Below are 20,604 nucleotides of genomic sequence, written 5' to 3'. Positions count from 1 at the left end.
GTTGTCTAGACCAGTCTCTCATGCGGTTGCGGCGTACTCGCACCGGCCTTCGGCCCGGGAGCGGCCGCCGGTCGGACCTCCTCAGACTGCCCGCGGCCAACAGCCGCCGCTACCGGTGGGTGAGCCGTACGCTTCTGGCATGCAGACCGAGCCGGACCACGCCTACCCCGATCACTGGGAAGCAGACGTGGTGCTTCGCGACGGCGGCACCGCGCGCATCAGGCCCATCACCACCGAGGACGCCGAGCGCCTGGTCAGCTTCTACGAACAGGTTTCGGACGAGTCGAAGTACTACCGCTTCTTCGCACCCTATCCACGGCTCTCCGCCAAGGACGTCCACCGCTTCACCCACCACGACTATGTGGACCGGGTGGGTCTCGCGGTCACGGTCGGCGGTGAGTTCATCGCGACTGTCCGCTACGACCGGATCAACGCGCAGGGCCGCCCCGCGAGTGCCCCCGCCGACGAGGCCGAGGTCGCTTTCCTCGTGCAGGACGCTCACCAGGGGCGCGGGGTCGCGTCCGCGCTGCTCGAACACATCGCGGCGGTCGCCCGCGAGCGCGGGATCCGGCGCTTCGCCGCCGAGGTGCTGCCGGCCAACAACAAGATGATCAAGGTGTTCCGGGATGCGGGCTACACCCAGAAGCGCAGCTTCGAGGACGGCTCCGTCCATCTGACCCTCGACCTGGAGCCGACCGCCGAGTCCCTCGCCGTGCAGCGCGGCCGCGAGCAGCGCGCGGAAGCCCGTTCCGTGCAGCGCCTCCTCGCCCCCGGGTCGGTCGCGGTCATCGGCACCGGCCGCGCGCCGGGCGGTGTGGGCCGCACCGTGCTGCGCAACCTCCTCGACGCCGGGTACACCGGTCGTACGTACGCCGTGAACCGCGCCTTCCCCGAGGGGCAGCGGGAGGTGGACGGCGTCCCCGCTTTCCGCTCCGTCGGCGAGGTCGGGGAGCCGGTCGACCTCGCGGTCGTCGCCGTTCCCGCCGAACGGGTGCCGGAAGCGGTCGCCGACTGCGGCGAGCACGGCGTCCAGGGTCTGGTCGTCCTCACCGCCGGATACGCCGAGAGCGGCGCAGCCGGGCGGGAGCGGCAGCGCGAACTGGTGCGGCAGGCCCGCTCGTACGGCATGCGCATCATCGGCCCGAACTCCTTCGGCATCATAAGCACGTCGGACGCCGTCCGCCTCAACGCGTCCCTCGCGCCCCACTCCCCGGCGCCCGGCCGCATCGGCCTGTTCACCCAGTCCGGCGCGATCGGCATCGCCCTGCTGTCGGGCCTGCACCGGCGCGGCGCGGGCCTGTCCTCCTTCATCTCGTCGGGCAACCGCGCGGACGTGTCCGGCAATGACTTTCTGCAGTACTGGTACGAGGACCCGGACACCGATGTCGTGCTGCTGTACCTCGAATCGATCGGCAACCCGCGCAAGTTCACCCGCCTCGCGCGGCGTACGGCGGCAGTGAAGCCGGTCGTCGTGGTCAAGGGCGCCCGCCACAGCGGCAGCGAGCCGCCCGGGCACGCGGTGCCGGTGACCCGGATCCCGGACGCCACGGTCGGGGCGCTGCTGCGCCAGGCGGGCGTGATCCGCGTCGACACGGTGACCGAACTCGTCGACGCGGGGCTGCTGCTGGCGGGCCAGCCGCTGCCGGCCGGGCCGCGGGTGGCGATCCTCGGCAACTCCGAGTCCCTCGGCCTTCTCACCTATGACGCCTGCCTCACCGAGGGCCTGCGCCCAATGCCGCCGCGCGACCTCACGACGACGGCCACCCCGGCGGACTTCCGGGCGGCGCTCGCCGAAGCGCTGACCGGCGATGTATGCGACGCCGTGGTGGTGACGGCGATCCCGTGGGTGGGCGAGAACGGCGTCACGGAATCGGGTGACGGCGAGGTCCTGGCGGCGGCCCTGCGCGACGCGGCGGCGACGTCACCGGCGAAGCCGGTGGCGGTGGTCCACGTGGAAATGGGCGGCCTGGCGGAGGCGCTGGCAGCGGCCACGAGCACGCGTACGGTCACGTCCACGTCCACGAGCACCGGTACGGGCACGGCAGCGGCCACCGGCACGGCTCCGGCCGCGGCCACGAGCACCGGCACAGGTACGGCCACAGGCACGGCTACGGGCACAGGTACGGGCACGGCCCCGGCTGCGGCCACAAGCACCGGCACCGGTACGGTTCCGGCCGCGGCCACCAGTACCCGCATGGCCACGACCCCGGCGGCCCACGCCGACGGCCCGGCCCCCGGCGCCGGACACAAGGCACCGGCAGCCGCCCCGCGGCCCGCAGCCGCCCCCCGCCGTTCCCCGGGGCAGAGCGCGTCCCCCGTGTCCGCCGCCGTGCGCTATGGCGCCCCGGCCCCCGCGACCGCCCCGCACGACTACCGCATCCCCGCCTACCCCGCCGCCGAGCGCGCCGTCCGCGCGCTCTCCGAGGCGGTGAAGTACGCCCAGTGGCGTCGGCACGCCGCCGAGCCCGGCAAGGTCCCCGTGTACGAGGACATCGACGAGCCCGGCGCCGCCGCCCAGATCGACGCGCTGCTCGGCGAGCACGGCAACCCCCGCGGCACCACGCTCGCCCCTGCCGCCGCCGATGAGCTCCTTCGCCGGTACGGCATCTCCGTACGGCCGGCCCTCCCCGCCCCGGGCCCCGACGCCGCCGCGCAAGCCGCCGCCCGCCTCGGCTATCCCGTCGCCCTCAAGACCACCGCCCCGCACCTGCGCCACCGCGCCGACCTCGGTGGCGTACGGCTCGATCTGGCCGACGAGGTCCAACTGCGGCAGGCATACCGCGAGTTGACGGACGTCCTGGGCAAGCCCGAAGAGCTGCAGCCCGTCGTGCAGGCCATGGCCCCCCGCGGCGTCGACACCGTCGTCCGCGCCGCCATCGATCCCGCCGTCGGCGCCGTGCTCTCCTTCGGGCTCGCAGGCGCCCCCTCCGAGCTGCTCGGTGACACCGCCCACCGGCTCGTCCCGGCCACCGACCGCGACGCGGCCGAGCTGATCAGGAGCATCCGGACCGCGCCCCTCCTCTTCGGCTGGCGCGGCTCCGCGCCCGTCGACACCCCGGCACTCGAAGAGCTGCTGCTGCGGGTGTCACGGCTGGTCGACGACCACCCGGAAGTGGTCGCAGTCAGCCTCGAACCGGTCGTCGTCGCTCAGCGCGGCCTCTCCGTGCTCGGCGCGTCCGTCCGCCTCGCGCCACCCCCCGCCCGCACCGACCTCGGCCCCCGGCGACTCCCCAGCTACTGAGCGCTCACCGTCCCCGCGGCCCCGTAGGATGGACCGCATGGCGAAGACCGGTACGACGACCCAGGGGCTGCGCGCGGCGATCGAGCGCAGCGGCTACTACCCGGCCCTCGTGGCCGAGGCGGTGGAAGCCGCGGTCGGTGGTGAGCAGATCGCGTCGTTCCTGGTGCACCAGGAGACCACCTTCGACGCGAACGAAGTGCGCCGCCATGTCACCGTCCTCGTTCTGACAGCCAACCGCTTCATCGTCAGCCACACGGACGAGCAGGCGGCCGACTCGTCCTCCCCGACGCCGTACGCCACCACCTCCACCGAATCGGTCAAGCTCGGCCGGATCTCGTCCGTCGTGGTCAGTCGCGTCGTGGCCAACCCCGAGTCGTACACCCCCGGCACTCTGCCCCGCGAGGTCGTCCTCACCATCGGCTGGGGCGCCGTATCCCGCCTGGACCTGGAGCCCGCCGCCTGCGGCGACCCCAACTGCGAGGCGGACCACGGTTACACCGGCAACTCCACCGCCGACGACCTGAGCCTGCGCGTCAGCGAGGCCGGTGACGGCCCGGACGCCGTCCGTCAGACGCTCGCCTTCGCCCAGGCGCTCTCCGAAGCCACGGCAGCCACGCGCTGATGGCCCAGCCCGCAGCCTGGCCGGACGACCCCGTTCCGCTCGCCCTCACCACCGCGCCCGTCCCCGACTACGGCACCGGATCGCTCGCCGATCTGCTGCCGACGCTCGCCGCGGGCCAGGGAGTCCCGGGCCTCGCCCAGGCGATCCCCGAGCTCACCCCCGCCGACCGGAACTGCGTGTTCCTGATCGACGGACTCGGCTGGGAGCAGATCAAGGCCCACCCGGACGAGGCCCCGTACCTCACGTCGCTGCTCGCCACCTCGCGCGGCGGCACGGGACGGCCGATAACCGCCGGTTTCCCCGCCACCACCGCCACTTCGCTGGCCTCCGTCGGCACCGGCATGCCGCCCGGCGCGCACGGCCTGCCCGGCTACACCGCGCGGAACCCGGAGACCGGCGAGCTGATGAACCAGCTGCGCTGGAAGCCGTACACCGATCCAAGGGCCTGGCAGCCGTACCCCACTGTCTTCCAGCTGGCCGACGCGGCGGGCGTGCACACCGCCCAGGTGACCTCGCCGACCTTCCAGCACACCCCGCTCACCAAGATCGCACTCAGCGGCGGCAGCTTCCTCGGCCGGCTCTCCGGCGAGGAGCGGATGGACCTCGCGGCGGAGCAACTGGCCGCGGGGGACCGGTCGTTGGTCTACACGTACTACAGCGACGTGGACGGCAAGGGCCACCGCTTCGGGGTCGACTCCGACGCCTGGCGCGGCCAGGTGATGTACGTCGACCGGCTGGTGCAACGCCTTGCCGAGCAGCTCCCGCCCCGCGCGGCCCTGTATGTCACCGCAGACCACGGCATGATCGACATCCCCTTCGACGAGCAGTCGCGCATCGATTTCGACGAGGACTGGGAGCTGCGCGCGGGAGTCGCCCTGCTGGGCGGCGAGGGCCGGGCCCGCCATGTCTACGCCGTCCCCGGCGCCGAGTCCGATGTGCTCGCCGTCTGGCGCGAGGTCCTCGGTGAGCAGTTCTGGGTGGCGAGCCGGGACGAGGCGATCGCGGCCGGCTGGTTCGGGGCCCGGGTCGACGAGCGGGTGTACGGGCGCATCGGTGACGTCGTCGCCGCGGCCCACGACGACGTGGTGATCACCGCGTCCGTCAATGAGCCGCACGAGTCGGCGATGGTGGGGATGCACGGCTCGATGACCCCCGTCGAGCAGCTCGTCCCGCTCTTCGAAGTACGCTCATAAGCGCCCGCGGACGCTCCCCTCACGCAGACCCGAAAGGTCCTCAACTTCCCATGCCCGAGCTGGTGTTCTTCTCCGGAACGATGGACTGCGGAAAGAGCACCCTCGCTCTTCAGATCGAGCACAACCGGTCCACGCGCGGCCTCCAGGGCATGATCTTCACGCGCGACGACCGCGCCGGCGAGGGCAAGCTCTCCTCCCGGCTCGGCCTGGTCACCGACGCGGTCGAGGCCGCGGAGGGCTTCGACTTCTACGCGTATCTCGTCGCCCACCTCTCCAGAGGCGGACGCTGTGACTACGTCATCGCCGACGAGGCGCAGTTCCTCGCGCCCGAGCAGATCGACCAGCTCGCGCGCGTCGTCGACGACCTCGACGTGGACGTCTTCGCCTTCGGCATCACCACCGACTTCCGCTCCAAGCTCTTCCCCGGCTCGCAGCGGCTCGTCGAACTCGCCGACCGGGTCGAGGTGCTGCAGGTCGAGGCGCTGTGCTGGTGCGGTGCGCGGGCCACGCACAACGCCCGTACCGCAGGTGGGGTGATGGTCGTCGAAGGCGCCCAGGTCGTCGTCGGCGACGTCAACCAGTCGCCGGACGAGATCGGTTACGAGGTGCTGTGCCGGCGCCACCACCGGCGGCGGATGACCGCCGCCACGGCCCGCGCCGCCGCGCTCTCCCCGGACGTCCTGCCGGTCGAGGTAGCCGACGTCAGTGACCGGCCGTCCGTACGATCGTGAAGACCGCGCCCTCCGGGTCCGCGACGGTCGCGAGCCGCCCGCCGGCATCGTCCCTCGGCGGCTGCAGCACATGCCCGCCGAGATCCGCTACCACGCGCGCGGCCTCGTCGGTGTCCTCGACCTCGAAGTACGTCATCCAGTGCGCGCCCCGGTCGCGCGGCAGGGCATGGCCCACGCCGCGCAGGGCAGCCACCGAACGCCCGTCCAGGTGCAGCGTCACACAGTCGAAGTCTGCCGAGACGACCGGCGCCAGCTCATAGCCGAAGACCGCCTGGTAGAACTTGCTGACCGAAGCGGTCTCCGTGGTCAGCAGCTCTTCCCAGACCGGTGTGCCGTGCGTGCCGTACACGGCCGTGCCGCTGTGGGCGGCACGCTGCCAGATACCGAACACCGCGCCCGCCGGGTCGGTGACGATGGCCAGCCGGCCATCGTCACCGGCGTCCAGCGGGCCGACGCCGACCGTGCCGCCGTAGCTCCTGATCTTTTCGACGGTCGCGTCCGCGTCGTCGGTCGCCAGATACGGTGTCCAGGCGACCCCGAGGTGCCGGTCGGCCGGGAGCCGGCCGATGCCCGCGACTTCCTTGCCGTCCAGCAGGGCGCGGACGTACGGCCCGAGCTGCTGCGGGCCGGGTGCGAACTCCCAGCCGAACAGCTCTGCGTAGAAGGCCTGGGTCGCGTCAAGGCTGTGCACCATCAAGCTCACCCAGCAGGGCGCGCCGGGTGTGTGCCGAGTCGCCTCGGTCATCGTCACTCTCTCCTCGGACCATCGTGGTGGCCGTGCGGGGGACTGGAAACGCGCCGCTGTGCGGAACGACGTGCGCCCCGTGCAGATGCTCGCACCACCCGGCGTCCGGTGCGCCCCGGCCGCGCCGCTTTTGGCCGGTTCCCGATGGAGGATGCCCGTTTTGGGATTAACCATCCGTTTCAGAGGCGTTACTCTCCGCCCGGTCGCTGCGCGAGGATGGCCGCATGAACCACATCGTTACCGCGACCGATCTCGCGAGCGAGCTTGCCGGATCCCGCCCTCCGGTGCTCCTGGACATCCGCTGGCAGCTGGGCGGGCCGCACGGGCGGCCCGACTACGAGGCCGGTCACATCCCCGGCGCGGTCTTCGTCGACCTGGACGCGGAACTGGCCGGCCCGCCCGGCGACGGCGGCCGGCACCCGCTGCCGGATCCGGAAGCCTTCGGCGCGGTGATGCGCAGGGCGGGCGTTTCGGCCGGCTCGCGCGTTGTCGCGTACGACGGCGGCCAGGGCTGGGCGGCGGCCCGCGCCTGGTGGCTCCTGCGCTGGACGGGCCACACGGACGTACGGGTCCTGGACGGCGGCCTCGCCGCGTGGACGGGACCGCTGGAGACCGGGACCGTGGCTCCCGCCGAGGGCGCCTTCACCCCCGTGCCGGGCGCGCTCCCGCTCCTGGACGCCGACGCGGCGGCCGCCCAGGCCCGCTCGGGCATCCTCCTCGACGCACGCGCGGCTGAGCGCTACCGGGGCGACGTCGAGCCGATCGACCGCGTGGGCGGCCACATCCCGGGTGCGATCTCGGCCCCGACGAGTGAAAACGTCGACCAGGAAGGCCACTTCCTCCCACCGGGGGCACTCGCAGCCCGCTTCTCCAAGCTGGGAGTCTCCGAGACCACGCCCGAGGTCGGCGTCTACTGCGGCTCCGGCGTCTCGGGGGCGCACGAGGCGCTGGCCCTTGCGATCGCGGGCTTCACACCGGCGCTGTACGCGGGCTCCTGGTCGCACTGGTCCAGGGACGAGTCCCGGCCGGTGGCGACGGGTCCCCAGCCGGGCTGACGCCTGGGCGCGCGAAGGGGCCCGGCACCGTCGTGGTGCCGGGCCCCTTCGCGCAGTCGGTCGCCGCAGGCGCGCCTCAGTCCTGCTTCTTGCGGCGCGTGCCGAACACGATCTCGTCCCAGCTGGGCACCGCCGCGCGGCGGCCCGGGCGGACGCCGTCCGCCTCCGCCTGCCTGTCCGTCGTACCCGTCAGGCGGTCGCGGTGACCTGCCACCGAGCGCGGCATGAGCACGTCCGCGTACGCCGATCCCGCGCCCGCCGAGGCAGCAGGAGCGACCGGCTCCTCCTCCTCGGGCTCCTGGACGGGCTCGGTCGCGGGAGGCTCCGGCGGTGCGGGTCGCTCGGGCACGACCATGTCGCCCCGGAAGCTCGGCACCGCCTCCAGCAGGCTCGTCAGGGAGTCCCGCTCGCCACCGCTCTCCTCGGGATCGGCCGACGGCGCGGGCGGGCGCTCCAACTGGCGGTCGAGGGCACGGTCCAGCGGCCGGTCCCGCGGCAGCCGCGCGATGCGCGGTACGAACGGAAAGCTCGGCTCCTGGGTCGCGATCGTGTCGTCCGTCTCGCCGATCAGCGCGCGCGCCTCGTCGTCGACGGCCTGGACGAGCCGCCGCGGCGGGTCGTACGTCCAGCTCGCCGAGTGCGGCTCGCCCGCCACCCGGTAGACCAGCAGCACCTCCCAGGTGCCGTCGTCCCGGCGCCAGGAGTCCCATTGCGCGGTTTCCTTCTCGGCGCCGCGCAGCGTCAGCCGCTCCTGCACCGCCTCGCCGAGCTGCGGTCCGGTGTTCTCGCCGGGACGGCGTACGGGAGTCTTGCGGGCCCGCTCCGCCATGAACGCGCGCTCGGCGAGCACGGGTCCCTCGAAGCGCCGCACCCGGTCGACCGGAATGCCGGCGAGCTGTGCGACCTCCTCGGCGGAGGCTCCGGCGCGTATACGTGCCTGGATGTCGCGGGGCCGGAGGTGGCTCTCCACCTCGATCTCGATCTGGCCGAGGCGGGCTCGGTCATTGCGCACGGCAGCGCGCAGCCGCTCATCAATCGGAAGCGTGTACTCCGTGCTGTCCGCAGCCTTGAGCACCAGTCGTGTGCCGTCGTTGGAGACGGCCACGACACGCAGTTCGGGCATGGGGACCTCCCGGGTGGTGCCTGCCGACGTCACGTGCGTCGCTGCTTCCGCTAGTCGAGTGTGGCCTGCCCGGGTGCAGCCTGCCACAACCTTGCCGAGTTGCCCGGCGTGTCGGGCACAGGCCCTGGATCGCCGTTATGGCACGGTTACCTATTTGCCACTCTGAGTGACGGGCGGTCACTCTGTGCATCCAGTCCCCGTGCGGTGCCGCGGCGCCGCCGGATCGAGCGCCGCTTTCGGCCCCCTACCTGGGGTCCGGACATCCGAGGGGGAGGCCGGGCCCAGGGCTCGCCACAGTACTCCATTCGGGCCATGCAGGTGGACCGCCGCGCCGCCGAACTTCTGCTCGAGTGCGGGAGTTGGGCGTCTGGGACATGGGTGACCAGGGGTCCTGATTCACAGAACCTTCCCAAAAGGAACTATTCGCTTCGCTCATCTGTCCCTGCCTGGTGCGTGGTTGTGCAGATGAGCAAGGGGGGCCGTCGGCGGGACTCCGGTCGTCAGTCGCCCAGGACCCGCCGCAGATAGTCGTTGCCGAACAGCCGCTCCGGGTCCAACCGGTCGCGCAGCGCCGTGAATTCACCGAACCGCGGATACACCTCGGCGAAGTACTCCGCGTCCCGTGTGTGCACCTTGCCCCAGTGCGGCCGACCGCCGTGCGCGGTCATGATCCGTTCCACCGCGGTGAAGTACGACTGGTGCGGCGTGCCCTTGTAGAGGTGCACGGCTATGTAGGCGCTCTCCCGGCCCGAGGCCGTCGAGAGCGCGATGTCGTCGGCCGGGGCGGTCCGCACCTCAACCGGGAAGCTGACCCGCAGCGGAGAGCGCTCGATCATCGCCTTCACCTCGCGCAGCGCGCCCATCGCCGCCTCCCGCGGAAGCGCGTACTCCATCTCAATGAACCGCACCCGGCGCGGAGATGTGAAGACCTTGTAGGGAATGTCCGTGTACATACGGGCGGAGAGGGCGCGGCTGGAGATCTTGGCGATCGCCGGGATGGTCGCGGGGACCGCCCGGCCCAGCGAACTGACCACCTGGAAGACGCCGTTGGACAGCAGCTCGTCCTCGATCCAGCCGCTGATCTGTCCGGGCGGGGCTGCGGGTCCCGCGCTGCGGTTGTTGCGCTTGGTGTTGCAGTTGCCGGTGTGGGGGAACCAGTAGAACTCGAAGTGTTCGTTCTCGGCGAAGAGCGCGTCGAATTCGGCGGTGACCTTGTCGAAGGCCATCGGCTCCTCGCGGGCCGTGAGCAGAAAGACCGGCTCCACGGCGAAGGTGATCGCGCTGACGACGCCGAGCGCGCCGAGCCCGATCCGGGCCGCCGCGAAGACGTCCGGATTCTCCTTCTCGGAGCAGCTCAGCACCGAGCCGTCCGCGGTGACCAGCTCAAGTGCCCTGATCTGGGCGGCGATAGAGGCCGATTCGCGGCCCGTGCCGTGCGTGCCGGTGGAGGTCGCGCCCGCCACCGTCTGATCCATGATGTCGCCCATGTTCGTGAGCGAGAGCCCTTCGCGGGCGAGGGCCGCGTTCAGCCGCTTGAGCGGAGTGCCCGCCTCGACGGTCACGGTCATGGCCGTACGGTCGATGTCCCGGATCCCGGTCAGCAGTTCGGGCCGGATCAGCACCCCGTCGGTGGCCGCGGCGGCCGTGAAGGAGTGACCCGTGCCGACGGCCTTCGCCTTGAAGCCGTCCTCGGCCGCCTTCCGTACGGCGGCGGCGAGTTCCTCGGTGGAGGCGGGCGAGACCTCCCGCACCGGACGGGCGGTGACATTCCCCGCCCAGTTACGCCACGTGCTGCGCCCCGTCTTCGTAGTCCCGCTCACGCTGCCCCTCCCGCGTCGGCACCGGCCTGCGCAGCCGGCGGTACCCCAGGAACGCCACCACGGCCGCGAGCGCTCCCGCGACGGCGGGCACCACGTACCCCGCTTCCGCTCCCGACGCGTCGACCACCCAGCCCGCGGCCGAGGAGCCGAGCGCCACTCCGACCGCGAGCCCGGTACTGGTCCAGGTCATGCCCTCGGTCAGGTTGGTGCGCGGTACGTGCGCTTCGATCAGGGCCATGGTGGTCACCATCGTGGGTGCGATGGACAGGCCCGCGACAAAGAGCGCCACGGCCAGAAAGGGAAGGCTCCCGGCCAGTTGGAGGGGGATCATACTCACGGCCATCGCACACACTCCCACCAGCCACCTCCGGGAGGCCGAGCCCTTGAGGTGGAGCAGTCCGAAGACCGCTCCGGCGAGGCAGGAGCCGAGCGCGTACACCGCGAGGACCAGGCTCGCCGCGGCCTTGTGCCCCTGCTCCTCCGCGAAGGCCACGGTGACGACGTCGACCGAGCCGAAGATCGCGCCCGTCGCCACGAAGGTGGCCACCAGAACTTGAAGTCCCGGGGAGCGCAGCGCGGAGCCGCCGGTGTGGTCCTCGCGCGGATGCGGTACGGGCTCGGTGGCTCGCTGCGCGGTCAGCCAGAAGACGCCGACGGCCAGGAACGCGGCGGCGAGCAGCGGGCCCGCCTCGGGGAACCAGGCGGTGGAGAGCCCGATGGAGATGATCGGGCCGAAGATGAAGCACACCTCGTCGACGATCGACTCCCACGAGTACGCGGTGTGCAGCTCGCGCGGCGAACCCCGGTAGATCTCGGCCCACCGGGCGCGGATCATCGAGCCCACGCTGGGCACACAGCCCGCGGCCGCGGAGAAGACGAACAGCGTCCAGTCCGGGGCGCCTTGCTGGGCGCAGACGAGCAGACCCGCGACGGCTGCCACCGAGGCGAGCGTGGCCGGGCGCAGCACCTTGGCCTGGCCGTGCCGGTCGACCAGCCGGGAGATCTGCGGGCCGAGCACCGCGGCCGACATCGCGAGCGTGGCCGAGAGCGCGCCCGCGAGTCCGTAGCGCCCCGTGAGCTGGGAAATCATGGTCACGATGCCGATGCCCATCATGGACAGCGGCATCCGGCCGAAGAAGCCTGCGGCGGAGAACCCCTTGCTCCCCGGGGCGGCGAAGATGGCGCGGTACGGACTGGGCAAGGAGTGCTCCGGTAGGCGCCTCACCGGGGGCCGTGGCGGGCGGGGGCCGGGGGGCGGTTGCTGGTCGCTGCGCCTGGGTGACTTCGCCACCGTAAGGCGTATGAAAGGCGTTGACAGCTTACGCCCGTACGACTGTTCCGCGCACGGCGGTTTTCTCGCCGTCAGAGGCTGGTGGCAGGATCGGTCTCATGTCGGATCAGCGTGACCCAGCCCCCTACGACGCCCTGCTGCTGCTCTCCTTCGGCGGTCCCGAAGGCCCGGACGACGTCGTCCCGTTCCTGGAGAACGTCACCCGTGGCCGCGGCATCCCCACGGAGCGGCTCAAGGAGGTGGGGCAGCACTACTTCCTGTTCGGCGGGGTCAGCCCGATCAACGACCAGAACCGCGCCCTGCTGGACGCCCTGCGCAAGGACTTCGCCGAGCACGGCCTGGAGCTGCCGGTGCACTGGGGCAACCGGAACTGGGCGCCGTATCTCACCGACACCCTGCGCGAGATGGTCCAGGACGGTCACCGTCGCATTGCCGTCCTCGCCACCAGCGCGTACGCCTCCTACTCCGGCTGCCGCCAGTACCGCGAGAACCTCGCGGACGCGCTGGCCACCTTGGAGGCGGAAGGGCTCGAGCTGCCGCGTGTGGACAAGCTGCGGCACTACTTCAACCACCCCGGTTTCGTACGCCCCATGATCGACGGCGTCCTCAAGTCGCTGGCGGACCTCCCCGAGAAGCTGCGCGCGGGGGCCCGTCTCGCGTTCACCACGCACTCCATCCCGACGTCCGCGGCCGACGCGTCGGGTCCGGCCGCCGGGCACGGCGAGGGCGGTGCGTATGTACGCCAGCACCTCGAGGTCGCCCGGCTGATCGCCGACGCCGTGCGCGAGCAGACAGGCATCGAGCACTCCTGGCAGCTCGTCTACCAGTCGCGCAGCGGTGCCCCGCACATCCCGTGGCTGGAACCGGACATCTGCGACCACCTGGAGGAGCTGCACGGCTCCGGCGCGCCCGCGGTGGTGATGGTGCCCATCGGCTTCGTCTCCGACCACATGGAAGTCCTGTACGACCTCGACACCGAGGCCACCGCGAAGGCTGCCGAGCTGGGGCTGCCCGTGCGGCGTTCGGCGACGGTCGGCGCCGACCGCCGGTTCGCCGCCGCGGTGCGCGACCTCCTCCTGGAACGGGCCGCGGTGGAGCGGGGCCTGCCCGCCGAGCGCTGCGCGCTGGGGGCTCTCGGCCCTTCGCACGACCTCTGTCCGGTCGGCTGCTGCCCGGCCCGGGCGCCGAAGCCCGCGGCCGCAGGCGCCGACAGCCCTTACGCGTAAGGAAGCCCCGTGACCGATCCACTCCTGCCCGAACTGCTCGACCTCGCCCTGGAGGCCGCTCGCCGGGCCGGGGAGCTGCTGCGCGACGGCCGTCCCGCCGACCTGGGCGTCGCCGCCACCAAGTCCAGCCCCATCGACGTCGTCACCGAGATGGACATCGCGGCCGAGAAGCTGATCACGGGCTTCCTGACCGAGCACCGGCCCGACGACGGCTTCCTCGGCGAGGAGGGCGCCTCCACGGCGGGCACCAGCGGCGTCCGCTGGGTCATCGACCCGCTCGACGGCACCGTCAACTACCTGTACGGCCTGCCGACCTGGGCGGTCTCCATCGCCGCAGAGCGCGACGGCGAAACGGTCGTGGGGGTGGTGGCGGCCCCGATGCGCCGCGAGACCTACCGGGCGGTGCTCGGCGGCGGCGCGTACGTGGGCGACAAGCCCCTCCGGTGCCGCCCTGCGCCCCCGCTGGACCAGGCCCTGGTCTCCACCGGCTTCAACTACGTCGCGGCCGTACGCACCCACCAGGCGGACGTCGCCCAGCGGCTGATCCCGCGGCTGCGAGACATCCGCCGCAGCGGCTCCGCGGCCGTGGACCTCTGCGACGTCGCCGCGGGCCGCCTGGACGGCTACTACGAGCGCGGCCTCCACCCCTGGGACCTGGCGGCGGGCGACCTGATCGCCCGCGAGGCCGGCGCCCTGACCGGCGGCCGTCCCGGGCAGGGGCCTTCGTACGATCTGACGGTGGCGGCGAGCCCGGGCGTCTTCGAGCCGCTGCAGGGGCTCCTGGAGGAGTCCGGCGCCTGGCACGACTAGCAGCACCGCTGGAACAGGCAGCACGTCTGGAACAAAGCAAGCACGACTGGAACGAACAAGCAGCACAGAAGGGCCCCGGCGCCGTCCCGCGGCGTCGGGGCCCTTCTCATGTCCGGTACCTGTACGGTCCGGCGCTACGCGGCGCTGACCTCCACGCCGTGCTCCGCGGCCAAGCGGCGCAGGTCGTCCAGCTCTGCCTGCTCGACATCCGCAAGGAAATCGTCGCCCGTCTCGCGAGCGAGCGTGAGGTCTGTCTCCGCGGCCTTTATGCGCTGCAGCAGTCCTGCGGTGAAAGCATCCATGGTGTGCGCCCCCTCGTCGTGGGTCGGTGGCACGGGGGTGTGCCGACGGTGGGTTGATCAACCCTGGAACAGGTCGTGGTGTGCCACATACAGGGCGTGATCTCGGGTGTGCAGACGTCCTCCCCCCGCCTTCCCTCAGAGAAACCTCAACTGCCCCGGGAATCCGGATATTTCCTTGAGGCTCCGGCCCGCAGTTTCGGGCCTGCACCGCCTTACAGCCGGTTTACGCGCGTAACGGGCAGGATGGATGCGCACAGCCAGTGCTCACAACCTGCCCTGATCACGGGGTGACGGGCCCAAAGGAAGGATCACGACGTGCGCGTACTCGTCGTCGAGGACGAGCAGCTGCTCGCCGATGCGGTGGCCACCGGACTGCGCCGGGAGGCCATGGCCGTCGACGTCGTGTACGACGGCGCGGCGGCCCTGGAGCGCATCGGGGTCAACGACTACGACGTGGTCGTTCTGGACCGCGACCTTCCGCTGGTCCACGGCGACGACGTGTGCCGCAGGATCGTCGAGCTGGGAATGCCGACCCGGGTGCTGATGCTGACCGCGTCCGGCGACGTCAGCGACCGCGTCGAGGGCCTGGAACTGGGCGCGGACGACTACCTCCCCAAGCCCTTCGCCTTCACCGAGCTCACCGCCCGCGTACGGGCGCTGGGCCGCCGTACGACCGTGCCGCTGCCGCCCGTCCTGGAGCGCGCGGGCATCAAGCTCGACCCGAACCGCCGCGAGGTCTTCCGCGACGGCAAGGAGATCCAGCTCGCGCCCAAGGAGTTCGCCGTCCTGGAGGTCCTGATGCGCAGCGAGGGCGCTGTCGTCTCGGCCGAGCAGCTGCTCGAAAAGGCATGGGACGAGAACACCGACCCGTTCACCAATGTCGTGCGCGTGACCGTGATGACCCTGCGCCGCAAGCTCGGCGAGCCGCCCGTGATCGTCACCGTGCCCGGCTCCGGATACCGGATCTGATCGATGGCCACCACCCCCGCGCCACCGGTGGCGCCTCCGAAACCGACCTGGGACCCGCGGGAGCCGGTGCGGCCCTGGCTGCGCCCGACCATCCGGATACGGCTCACGCTGCTGTACGGCGGGATGTTCCTGATCGCCGGAATCCTGCTGCTGTCGATCATCTATCTGCTCACCGCGCAGGCCCTGCACGTCAGGGCCGGCGACCTGCCCTTCGAGATCGTGACGGGAGAGGTGCAGCCCACCAACGAGTGGTGCAGGCTGCCGAAGCAGGGGACCGGCAAGCAGTTCAACGAGGCCATCGCGGGGTGCCTCCAGTACCAACGGGAGATGGCACTCGACGATCTGCTGCGCCGGTCGCTCTTCGCGCTGCTCGGCCTCAGTGTCATCGCCTTCGCCTTCGGCTACGCCATGGCGGGCCGTGTTCTGTCCCCGCTCGGCCGGATTACCCGCACCGCCCGTCAGGTGGCCGGCTCCGACCTCGCGCGGCGGATCGAGCTGGACGGCCCGGACGACGAGCTCAAGGAGCTCGCCGACACCTTCGACGAGATGCTGGACCGCCTGGAGCGGGCCTTCACCGCGCAGCAGCGGTTCGTCGCGAACGCCTCGCACGAGCTGCGTACACCGCTCGCGATCAACCGCACGCTGCTGGAGGTCCACCTCTCCGATCCCGGAGCGCCCGTGGAGCTTCAGCAGCTGGGCAAGACCCTCCTGGCCACCAACGAGCGCAGCGAGCAGCTGGTCGAAGGCCTGCTGCTGCTCGCCCGCAGCGACAACCAGGTCGTCGAGCGCAAGCCGGTGGACCTCGCCGAGGTCGCAACGCGCGCCGTCGACCAGGGGCGCGCCGAGGCCGAGGCGACAGGCGTGGAGATCCGCGGGAGGCGGGCGCCCGCCGTCGTGCAGGGCAATGGCGTCCTGCTGGAGCGGATCGCCCTGAACCTGGTGCAGAACGCCGTGCGCTACAACATTCCGGAAGGGGGCTGGGTGGAAGTCACCACCGAGACGCGGCAGGGCCACGCGGAGCTGGTGGTCTCGAACACAGGGCCGGTGGTTCCCGCGTACGAGATCGACAACATCTTCGAGCCCTTCCGGCGGCTGCGTCAGGAGCGCACCGGCAGCGACAAAGGCGTCGGCCTGGGGCTTTCGATCGCCCGCTCGGTGGCCCGCGCTCACGGAGGCCGTATTATCGCGGAGCCCCGGGAGGGCGGCGGCCTCGTGATGCGTGTCACCCTCCCGGTCTGAGATGCTGATCGACGCGACTCGCTTCGTTCGCTTTACGCGGAATTTTCGGGACGCGTGCCCGAGAGGCCCGTGTGCGATCGATCACAGGAGCGAATTTCAGGCCATCTACTCTCCGTGATCAAGGATCTGCCGGAAAACCAGGAAAAGTCCGGGTTTCCAGGGGTCGAGATCACGGGAAGTACACGGGGTGGCGCCCGTGAAGTGCAACATTCGGACCGTGTACGGTCCCGATCGCCATCCAACCAGAGCACTCTTGAGGAATCCGGTTGGGTGTCGATTGAGTAACAGACCTTGATGTGAGGCAAAATCTCCGCCTCGGGTCGGGCACAAGTCCGGCCTCTCACGCGTTACGTGCGCTGGAGACACCGCAGACACCCAGAGGGGGAGAGCGACATGGCAACGGACTACGACACCCCACGCAAGACCGACGACGACGTCGATTCGGACAGCCTTGAGGAACTGAAGGCCCGCCGGAACGACAAGACGACGTCGTCCGTCGACGTCGACGAATTCGAGCAGGCCGAAGGCCTCGAGCTGCCCGGAGCGGACCTTTCCAACGAGGAACTGTCCGTTCGCGTGCTGCCGCGGCAGGCTGACGAGTTCACCTGCATGAGCTGCTTCCTGGTGCACCACCGCAGCCAGCTGGCCCGCGAGAAGAACGGTCAGCCGATCTGCCGCGACTGCGACTGAGGTCCGGTCGGCCGTGGCAGGCGATACACCGTTCAGGAAGCGGCGCTTCCGGCGTCACAAGCCGCCGGAGGCGCACCAGGGCGGTACGGGCCCGGCACACGACGCAGAGGCGTCAGCCGAGCACTCGGCCGCCCTGCTGCCCCACGGCGCGGCAGACGACGACGGGCGGGGCCTGCCGGCCTCGCTCGAAGCAGTCGGTCAGGCGGGGTCCCCGACCAGGGCTCCACGCCTGACCGCCGTACGGAACAGCGTCCGGAAAGGTGGCGAGAGCGCCAGGGCGGGGCTCGCGTACATCGCCGACCGGATCATCGAGAACGCACCACGCGTGCCGGTGCGCGATCTCGCGACGCTGCGCAAACAGTTCCCCGGCCTCGCTCCCGAGCAGCTTGCGGACAAGCTGGTCGCGGGCGCGGCCAACGGCACATCCACGGTCGGCGCGGGTATCGGCGCGGCCGCGATGCTGCCCGTACCTCCGGCGATGCCGGCCGAGCTGGCCGCGGAGATCACCGCCGTCGCCGCGATCGAGCTCAAGCTCATCGCCGAGCTCCACGAGGTCTATGGCATTCGGCCGCCGGGCAACCTCACGGAGCGCAGCGCCGCCTATCTGACCTCCTGGACGGAGGAGCGCGGGATCGACGTGACCAAGCCGGCGACGGTGAACGCCGCTCTCGGCAGCCGTTTCAAGCGCGAGCTGAGGCAGCAGATCATCAAGCGCACGATGCGCAATCTGCCGAATCTGATGCCGTTCATGGTCGGTGCGGTCGTCGGAGCCGTGCTGAACCGCAGGGACACCTGGAAGCTCGCCGAGCGCATCCGCAAGGACCTGCGCAGCAAACAGGTCCCCTGGGACGCGCTGCCGCCGCTCCCGCCGCTGGAGCAGCCCAAGAATCCGCTGGAGACGGGGCAGGGCCCCCGCGAACTGGGCCGCTGACCCCCCAAGGCCGTCAGGGCGTGCGCGCCGCCGTCAGGCCGTGCGCACCGTCGTCAGGGCGGCTGCCAGCGCCTTCGGTCTACGCGTCGAGAGATAGACGTACGGCGTCGGGTCGGCCGGATCCGTGATCTCGATCCGCAGAGCCGTCGGTACATAGCTGCGCAGCAGCATGAAGGCCCGGGGATCCGCCTTGTACGAGCGCCAGGCGCGCGCCTCGTCCGCGTCCAGCACCTCGGCCTCGCCGAGCGCAGTCAGCGGGATCCGGGCGTCCCCGGCGACCAGCGAGCCCGCCACCACACGGATGCGCACAGAGCCGTAAGAACTGACCACGGCCGCCGCCACCGCTGCCGCGCCGATCAGGCCGCCGAGCATCGGCAGCGTCCCCAGCGGCAGCATCAGCAGCCCGCCCGCGACGCCCACGAGGGCGGTGATGACCCACCACGAACGGGGTGCGGTCAGACGTTCTTCGTACTGCGGGACGGAAGGCTGCATGAGTCCAAGCTTGGCACGGTGCGGCCTGCGAGTTGCCGCGCGGGTAAGGTCTGCGCCTGTGAGCACTGCGAAATCCCGGGGGGCAGCCCCCGGACCCTCGGGACGGGCCGTGGCAATGATCCCTCCGGCCGACGCCATACCGCCGGTGAGGCACCCCGAAGCCCCGGCCCCCGGTGAGCTGCTCGGCGCGCACTACGAACACTGTTTCGGCTGTGGCGAGGCTCAGCCGCACGGACTGCACCTTCAGGCCCGGGCCGGCGAGGGCGTACGCGTCACCGCCGAGTTCACCGTCAAGCCCGCCCACCAGGGCGCGCCCGGCCTCGCGCACGGCGGCGTGCTCGCCTCGGCCCTGGACGAGACGCTCGGCTCGCTGAACTGGCTGCTGCGGACCATCGCGGTCACCGGCCGGCTCGAGACCGACTTCGTACGCCCGGTGCCCGTGGACACCGTGCTGCACCTCCAGGCCGAGGTGACCGCGGTCTCCGGACGCAAGATCTTCTCCACCGCCGTCGGCCGGATCGACGCCCCCGACGGACCCGTCGCCGTGCGTGCCGACGCCCTCTTCATCGAGGTGAAGGTCGACCACTTCATCGACAACGGCCGCCCGGAGGAGATCCAGGCAGCCATGGCCGACCCCGACCAGATCAGGCGCGCCCGCGCCTTCGAGGTGAACCCCTGATGCGCAACCCTGTCGATGTGCTGATCCGTCGTGTGGACCCCGAGGTGCCGCTCCCGGCGTACGCACACCCCGGCGATGCCGGAGCCGACCTGGTGACCACAGAGGCGGTCGAGCTGGCCCCCGGTGAACGCGCCGTGCTGCCCACCGGGGTGTCCGTCGCCCTCCCCGACGGGTACGCGGCCTTCGTGCACCCACGATCCGGTCTCGCCGCCCGCTGCGGAGTAGCCCTCGTGAATGCCCCGGGGACGGTGGATGCCGGGTACCGTGGGGAGATCAAGGTGATCGTGGTCAATCTCGATCCGCGCGAGACCGTGCGGTTCGATCGGTTCGACCGGATTGCCCAACTGGTCGTCCAGCAGGTCGAGAAGGTGCGCTTCCACGAGGTGGCGGAGCTTCCCGGCTCGGCGCGGGCCGAGGGGGGCTTCGGGTCCACCGGCGGTCATGCCGCCGTGGACGGCTCAACGGGTGGGAATCGATACGCTTCGGTCGTATCCGACCGGGAAGGACAGTGACGTGTTCGGACGTCGCAAGAAGAGTGGTTCCGCCATGGACGCGGCGGACGCAACGGGCGAGGCCGAGCAGGTCGTCGACGAGCGCGACACGGAGTACGCCGAAGAGGAGGGGGCGCCCCGCCGGGCGAACCTTCCGCCGGCGCCCCGGCCCGACGGCCCCTGGGACGTCTCCGAGGTATCCAAGCCCGGCGAGGGCCGGGTCGATCTGGGCGGTCTTTTCGTGCCCGGAGTCGAGGGAATGGAGCTGCGCGTCGAGGTCGCGGGTGACGCGATCGTCGCCGCCACCGTCGTGCTGCGCGACAGCGCCGTACAGCTGCAGGCCTTCGCGGCGCCCAAGAAGGAAGGCATCTGGGGCGAGGTCCGCGAGGAGATCGCCTCCGGCATCACGCAGCAGGGCGGCGTCATCGACGAGGTCGAGGGGCCGCTCGGCTGGGAGCTGCGGGCCCAGGTTCCGGTACAGCTGCCGGACGGCACGGGCGGTGTGCAGCTGGTGCGCTTCATCGGCGTCGACGGGCCGCGCTGGTTCCTGCGCGGAGTGATCTCCGGACAGGGCGCCGTGCAGCCGGCCGCAGCCGGGCTGCTCGAGCAGATCTTCCGGGACACCGTCGTCGTACGGGGCGACGGGCCGATGGCGCCGCGCGACCCGATCGTCCTCAAGCTGCCGGACGATGCGCAGATGGTGCCTGAGGGCGTCCAGCAGGAGGAGCAGGAGGGCTCCCGCTTCTCCGGCGGCATGGGGCAGCTGCAGCGCGGCCCCGAGATCACCGAGGTGCGCTGACACCTCGGGCGGAAATCGACCCCGCCGGGGGGGGGGCCCCCCCCCCCGGGGGGGGGGGGCCCCCCGGGGGGGCGCCCCCCCCCGCCCCCCGCCCTCACTAAATAGCAAAAAAAACCAACAAGGGCGCCCCCCCCCCCCCCCAGGTGATCAAAATT

Annotated in this window: 20 protein-coding genes; 14 read left to right on the top strand and 6 right to left on the bottom strand. The window is 71.4% G+C overall.

Translation table 11 applies throughout. From position 1 onward, the window contains the following. Nucleotides 1–139 precede the first annotated feature (139 nt). From ACFYWY_RS20840 to ACFYWY_RS20825, 4 genes are read left to right on the top strand one after another with little or no spacing between them, the layout of a single operon-like run. Entirely contained in the window at nt 140–3,241 is a 3,102-nt protein-coding gene (locus ACFYWY_RS20840; RefSeq protein WP_389188542.1) for a GNAT family N-acetyltransferase, read from the top strand. Between the two features lie 37 nt (nt 3,242–3,278). Continuing rightward, a complete protein-coding gene (locus tag ACFYWY_RS20835) occupies nt 3,279–3,863 on the top strand; it encodes a DUF5998 family protein (RefSeq protein ID WP_389188539.1) in 585 nt (194 codons plus the stop codon). Beyond that, on the top strand, nt 3,863–5,056 hold the full coding sequence (locus ACFYWY_RS20830; protein WP_389188537.1) for an alkaline phosphatase family protein: 1,194 nt from the start codon (nt 3,863–3,865) through the stop codon (nt 5,054–5,056). Before ACFYWY_RS20835 ends, ACFYWY_RS20830 begins: the two co-directional genes overlap by 1 nt. Before the next feature lie 50 nt (nt 5,057–5,106). After that, a complete protein-coding gene (locus ACFYWY_RS20825; protein ID WP_389188534.1) occupies nt 5,107–5,787 on the top strand; it encodes a thymidine kinase in 681 nt (226 codons plus the stop codon). Here the strand turns inward: ACFYWY_RS20825 and ACFYWY_RS20820 are convergent. Next, nucleotides 5,759–6,532 carry a VOC family protein gene (locus tag ACFYWY_RS20820; protein ID WP_389188531.1) on the bottom strand — a complete coding sequence of 258 codons (774 nt, stop codon included), beginning with the start codon at nt 6,530–6,532 and terminating at the stop codon, nt 5,759–5,761. The two genes, ACFYWY_RS20825 and ACFYWY_RS20820, sit on opposite strands and share 29 nt — an antisense overlap. Nucleotides 6,533–6,756: 224 nt before the next feature. On the opposite strand from ACFYWY_RS20820, the gene ACFYWY_RS20815 reads away from it, so the two are divergent. After that, entirely contained in the window at nt 6,757–7,587 is an 831-nt protein-coding gene (locus ACFYWY_RS20815; protein ID WP_389188528.1) for a sulfurtransferase, read from the top strand. Between the two features lie 76 nt (nt 7,588–7,663). Here the strand turns inward: ACFYWY_RS20815 and sepH are convergent, their stop codons facing one another. From sepH to ACFYWY_RS20800, 3 genes are all read right to left on the bottom strand, one after another. Next, on the bottom strand, nt 7,664–8,710 hold the full coding sequence (sepH, locus tag ACFYWY_RS20810) for a septation protein SepH (RefSeq protein WP_389188525.1): 1,047 nt from the start codon (nt 8,708–8,710) through the stop codon (nt 7,664–7,666). Between the two features lie 500 nt (nt 8,711–9,210). Beyond that, entirely contained in the window at nt 9,211–10,530 is a 1,320-nt protein-coding gene (locus ACFYWY_RS20805) for a D-arabinono-1,4-lactone oxidase (protein WP_389188523.1), read from the bottom strand. Next, a complete protein-coding gene (locus ACFYWY_RS20800; RefSeq protein ID WP_389188520.1) occupies nt 10,490–11,731 on the bottom strand; it encodes an MFS transporter in 1,242 nt (413 codons plus the stop codon). Before ACFYWY_RS20800 ends, ACFYWY_RS20805 begins: the two co-directional genes overlap by 41 nt. A 188-nt stretch (nt 11,732–11,919) precedes the next feature. Here ACFYWY_RS20800 and ACFYWY_RS20795 point away from each other — a divergent pair, with 188 nt between their 5' ends. Together ACFYWY_RS20795 and ACFYWY_RS20790 are read left to right on the top strand one after the other, a co-directional pair. Further along, complete coding sequence (locus ACFYWY_RS20795) at nt 11,920–13,047, top strand: ferrochelatase (protein WP_389188517.1); 1,128 nt, start codon at nt 11,920–11,922, stop codon at nt 13,045–13,047. A 9-nt stretch (nt 13,048–13,056) separates the two neighbouring features. Further along, nucleotides 13,057–13,857 carry an inositol monophosphatase family protein gene (locus ACFYWY_RS20790; protein ID WP_389188514.1) on the top strand — a complete coding sequence of 267 codons (801 nt, stop codon included), beginning with the start codon at nt 13,057–13,059 and terminating at the stop codon, nt 13,855–13,857. Nucleotides 13,858–13,991: 134 nt separating this feature from the next. Here the strand turns inward: ACFYWY_RS20790 and ACFYWY_RS20785 are convergent, their stop codons facing one another. Further along, on the bottom strand, nt 13,992–14,159 hold the full coding sequence (locus ACFYWY_RS20785) for a hypothetical protein (RefSeq protein WP_186356888.1): 168 nt from the start codon (nt 14,157–14,159) through the stop codon (nt 13,992–13,994). A gap of 315 nt (nt 14,160–14,474) precedes the next feature. Between ACFYWY_RS20785 and ACFYWY_RS20780 the strand changes: the two genes are divergently transcribed. The 4 genes from ACFYWY_RS20780 (at nt 14,475) to ACFYWY_RS20765 (ending at nt 17,988) form a co-directional block, all read left to right on the top strand. Next, nucleotides 14,475–15,128 carry a response regulator transcription factor gene (locus tag ACFYWY_RS20780; RefSeq protein WP_189474730.1) on the top strand — a complete coding sequence of 218 codons (654 nt, stop codon included), beginning with the start codon at nt 14,475–14,477 and terminating at the stop codon, nt 15,126–15,128. A 3-nt stretch (nt 15,129–15,131) separates the two neighbouring features. Then, on the top strand, nt 15,132–16,367 hold the full coding sequence (locus ACFYWY_RS20775; protein ID WP_389188509.1) for a sensor histidine kinase: 1,236 nt from the start codon (nt 15,132–15,134) through the stop codon (nt 16,365–16,367). Between the two features lie 393 nt (nt 16,368–16,760). Then, nucleotides 16,761–17,057, top strand: coding sequence for a DUF4193 domain-containing protein (locus ACFYWY_RS20770; protein ID WP_142213239.1), 297 nt, complete (start codon nt 16,761–16,763; stop codon nt 17,055–17,057). Between the two features lie 13 nt (nt 17,058–17,070). Beyond that, complete coding sequence (locus tag ACFYWY_RS20765; protein ID WP_389188505.1) at nt 17,071–17,988, top strand: hypothetical protein; 918 nt, start codon at nt 17,071–17,073, stop codon at nt 17,986–17,988. A gap of 33 nt (nt 17,989–18,021) precedes the next feature. Here ACFYWY_RS20765 and ACFYWY_RS20760 read toward each other — a convergent pair whose 3' ends face one another. After that, the gene (locus ACFYWY_RS20760) at nt 18,022–18,480 is read right to left on the bottom strand and encodes a DUF3093 domain-containing protein (protein ID WP_389188502.1); all 459 of its coding nucleotides are present in this window, start codon (nt 18,478–18,480) and stop codon (nt 18,022–18,024) included. A 115-nt stretch (nt 18,481–18,595) separates the two neighbouring features. On the opposite strand from ACFYWY_RS20760, the gene ACFYWY_RS20755 reads away from it, so the two are divergent. The 3 genes from ACFYWY_RS20755 to ACFYWY_RS20745 are packed head-to-tail and all read left to right on the top strand — an operon-like array spanning nt 18,596 to nt 20,449. Then, a complete protein-coding gene (locus ACFYWY_RS20755; RefSeq protein WP_389188831.1) occupies nt 18,596–19,159 on the top strand; it encodes a PaaI family thioesterase in 564 nt (187 codons plus the stop codon). After that, nucleotides 19,159–19,671, top strand: coding sequence for a dUTP diphosphatase (gene dut / locus ACFYWY_RS20750; protein ID WP_307660644.1), 513 nt, complete (start codon nt 19,159–19,161; stop codon nt 19,669–19,671). Before ACFYWY_RS20755 ends, dut begins: the two co-directional genes overlap by 1 nt. Nucleotide 19,672: 1 nt before the next feature. Continuing rightward, on the top strand, nt 19,673–20,449 hold the full coding sequence (locus ACFYWY_RS20745; RefSeq protein WP_389188497.1) for a DUF3710 domain-containing protein: 777 nt from the start codon (nt 19,673–19,675) through the stop codon (nt 20,447–20,449). Nucleotides 20,450–20,604 lie beyond the last annotated feature (155 nt).

Origin of the sequence: Streptomyces sp. NPDC002870, from assembly GCF_042888505.1 — a bacterium.
Taxonomy (GTDB): Bacteria; Actinomycetota; Actinomycetes; order Streptomycetales; family Streptomycetaceae; genus Streptomyces.
This window is presented reverse-complemented; position numbering and strand designations above follow the sequence as displayed.

Bases quoted from the DNA above. Each gene is read 5' to 3' on its own strand.
- ACFYWY_RS20825 (WP_389188534.1), top strand. From the start codon at position 5,107: ATGCCCGAGCTGGTGTTCTTCTCCGGAACGATGGACTGCGGAAAGAGC.
- ACFYWY_RS20835 (WP_389188539.1), top strand. From the start codon at position 3,279: ATGGCGAAGACCGGTACGACGACCCAGGGGCTGCGCGCGGCGATCGAG.
- ACFYWY_RS20785 (WP_186356888.1), bottom strand. From the start codon at position 14,159: ATGGATGCTTTCACCGCAGGACTGCTGCAGCGCATAAAGGCCGCGGAG.
- ACFYWY_RS20755 (WP_389188831.1), top strand. From the start codon at position 18,596: ATGATCCCTCCGGCCGACGCCATACCGCCGGTGAGGCACCCCGAAGCC.
- ACFYWY_RS20770 (WP_142213239.1), top strand. From the start codon at position 16,761: ATGGCAACGGACTACGACACCCCACGCAAGACCGACGACGACGTCGAT.
- ACFYWY_RS20775 (WP_389188509.1), top strand. From the start codon at position 15,132: ATGGCCACCACCCCCGCGCCACCGGTGGCGCCTCCGAAACCGACCTGG.
- ACFYWY_RS20830 (WP_389188537.1), top strand. From the start codon at position 3,863: ATGGCCCAGCCCGCAGCCTGGCCGGACGACCCCGTTCCGCTCGCCCTC.
- dut (WP_307660644.1), top strand. From the start codon at position 19,159: ATGCGCAACCCTGTCGATGTGCTGATCCGTCGTGTGGACCCCGAGGTG.
- ACFYWY_RS20840 (WP_389188542.1), top strand. From the start codon at position 140: ATGCAGACCGAGCCGGACCACGCCTACCCCGATCACTGGGAAGCAGAC.
- ACFYWY_RS20820 (WP_389188531.1), bottom strand. From the start codon at position 6,532: ATGACCGAGGCGACTCGGCACACACCCGGCGCGCCCTGCTGGGTGAGC.
- sepH (WP_389188525.1), bottom strand. From the start codon at position 8,710: ATGCCCGAACTGCGTGTCGTGGCCGTCTCCAACGACGGCACACGACTG.
- ACFYWY_RS20795 (WP_389188517.1), top strand. From the start codon at position 11,920: ATGTCGGATCAGCGTGACCCAGCCCCCTACGACGCCCTGCTGCTGCTC.
- ACFYWY_RS20760 (WP_389188502.1), bottom strand. From the start codon at position 18,480: ATGCAGCCTTCCGTCCCGCAGTACGAAGAACGTCTGACCGCACCCCGT.
- ACFYWY_RS20815 (WP_389188528.1), top strand. From the start codon at position 6,757: ATGAACCACATCGTTACCGCGACCGATCTCGCGAGCGAGCTTGCCGGA.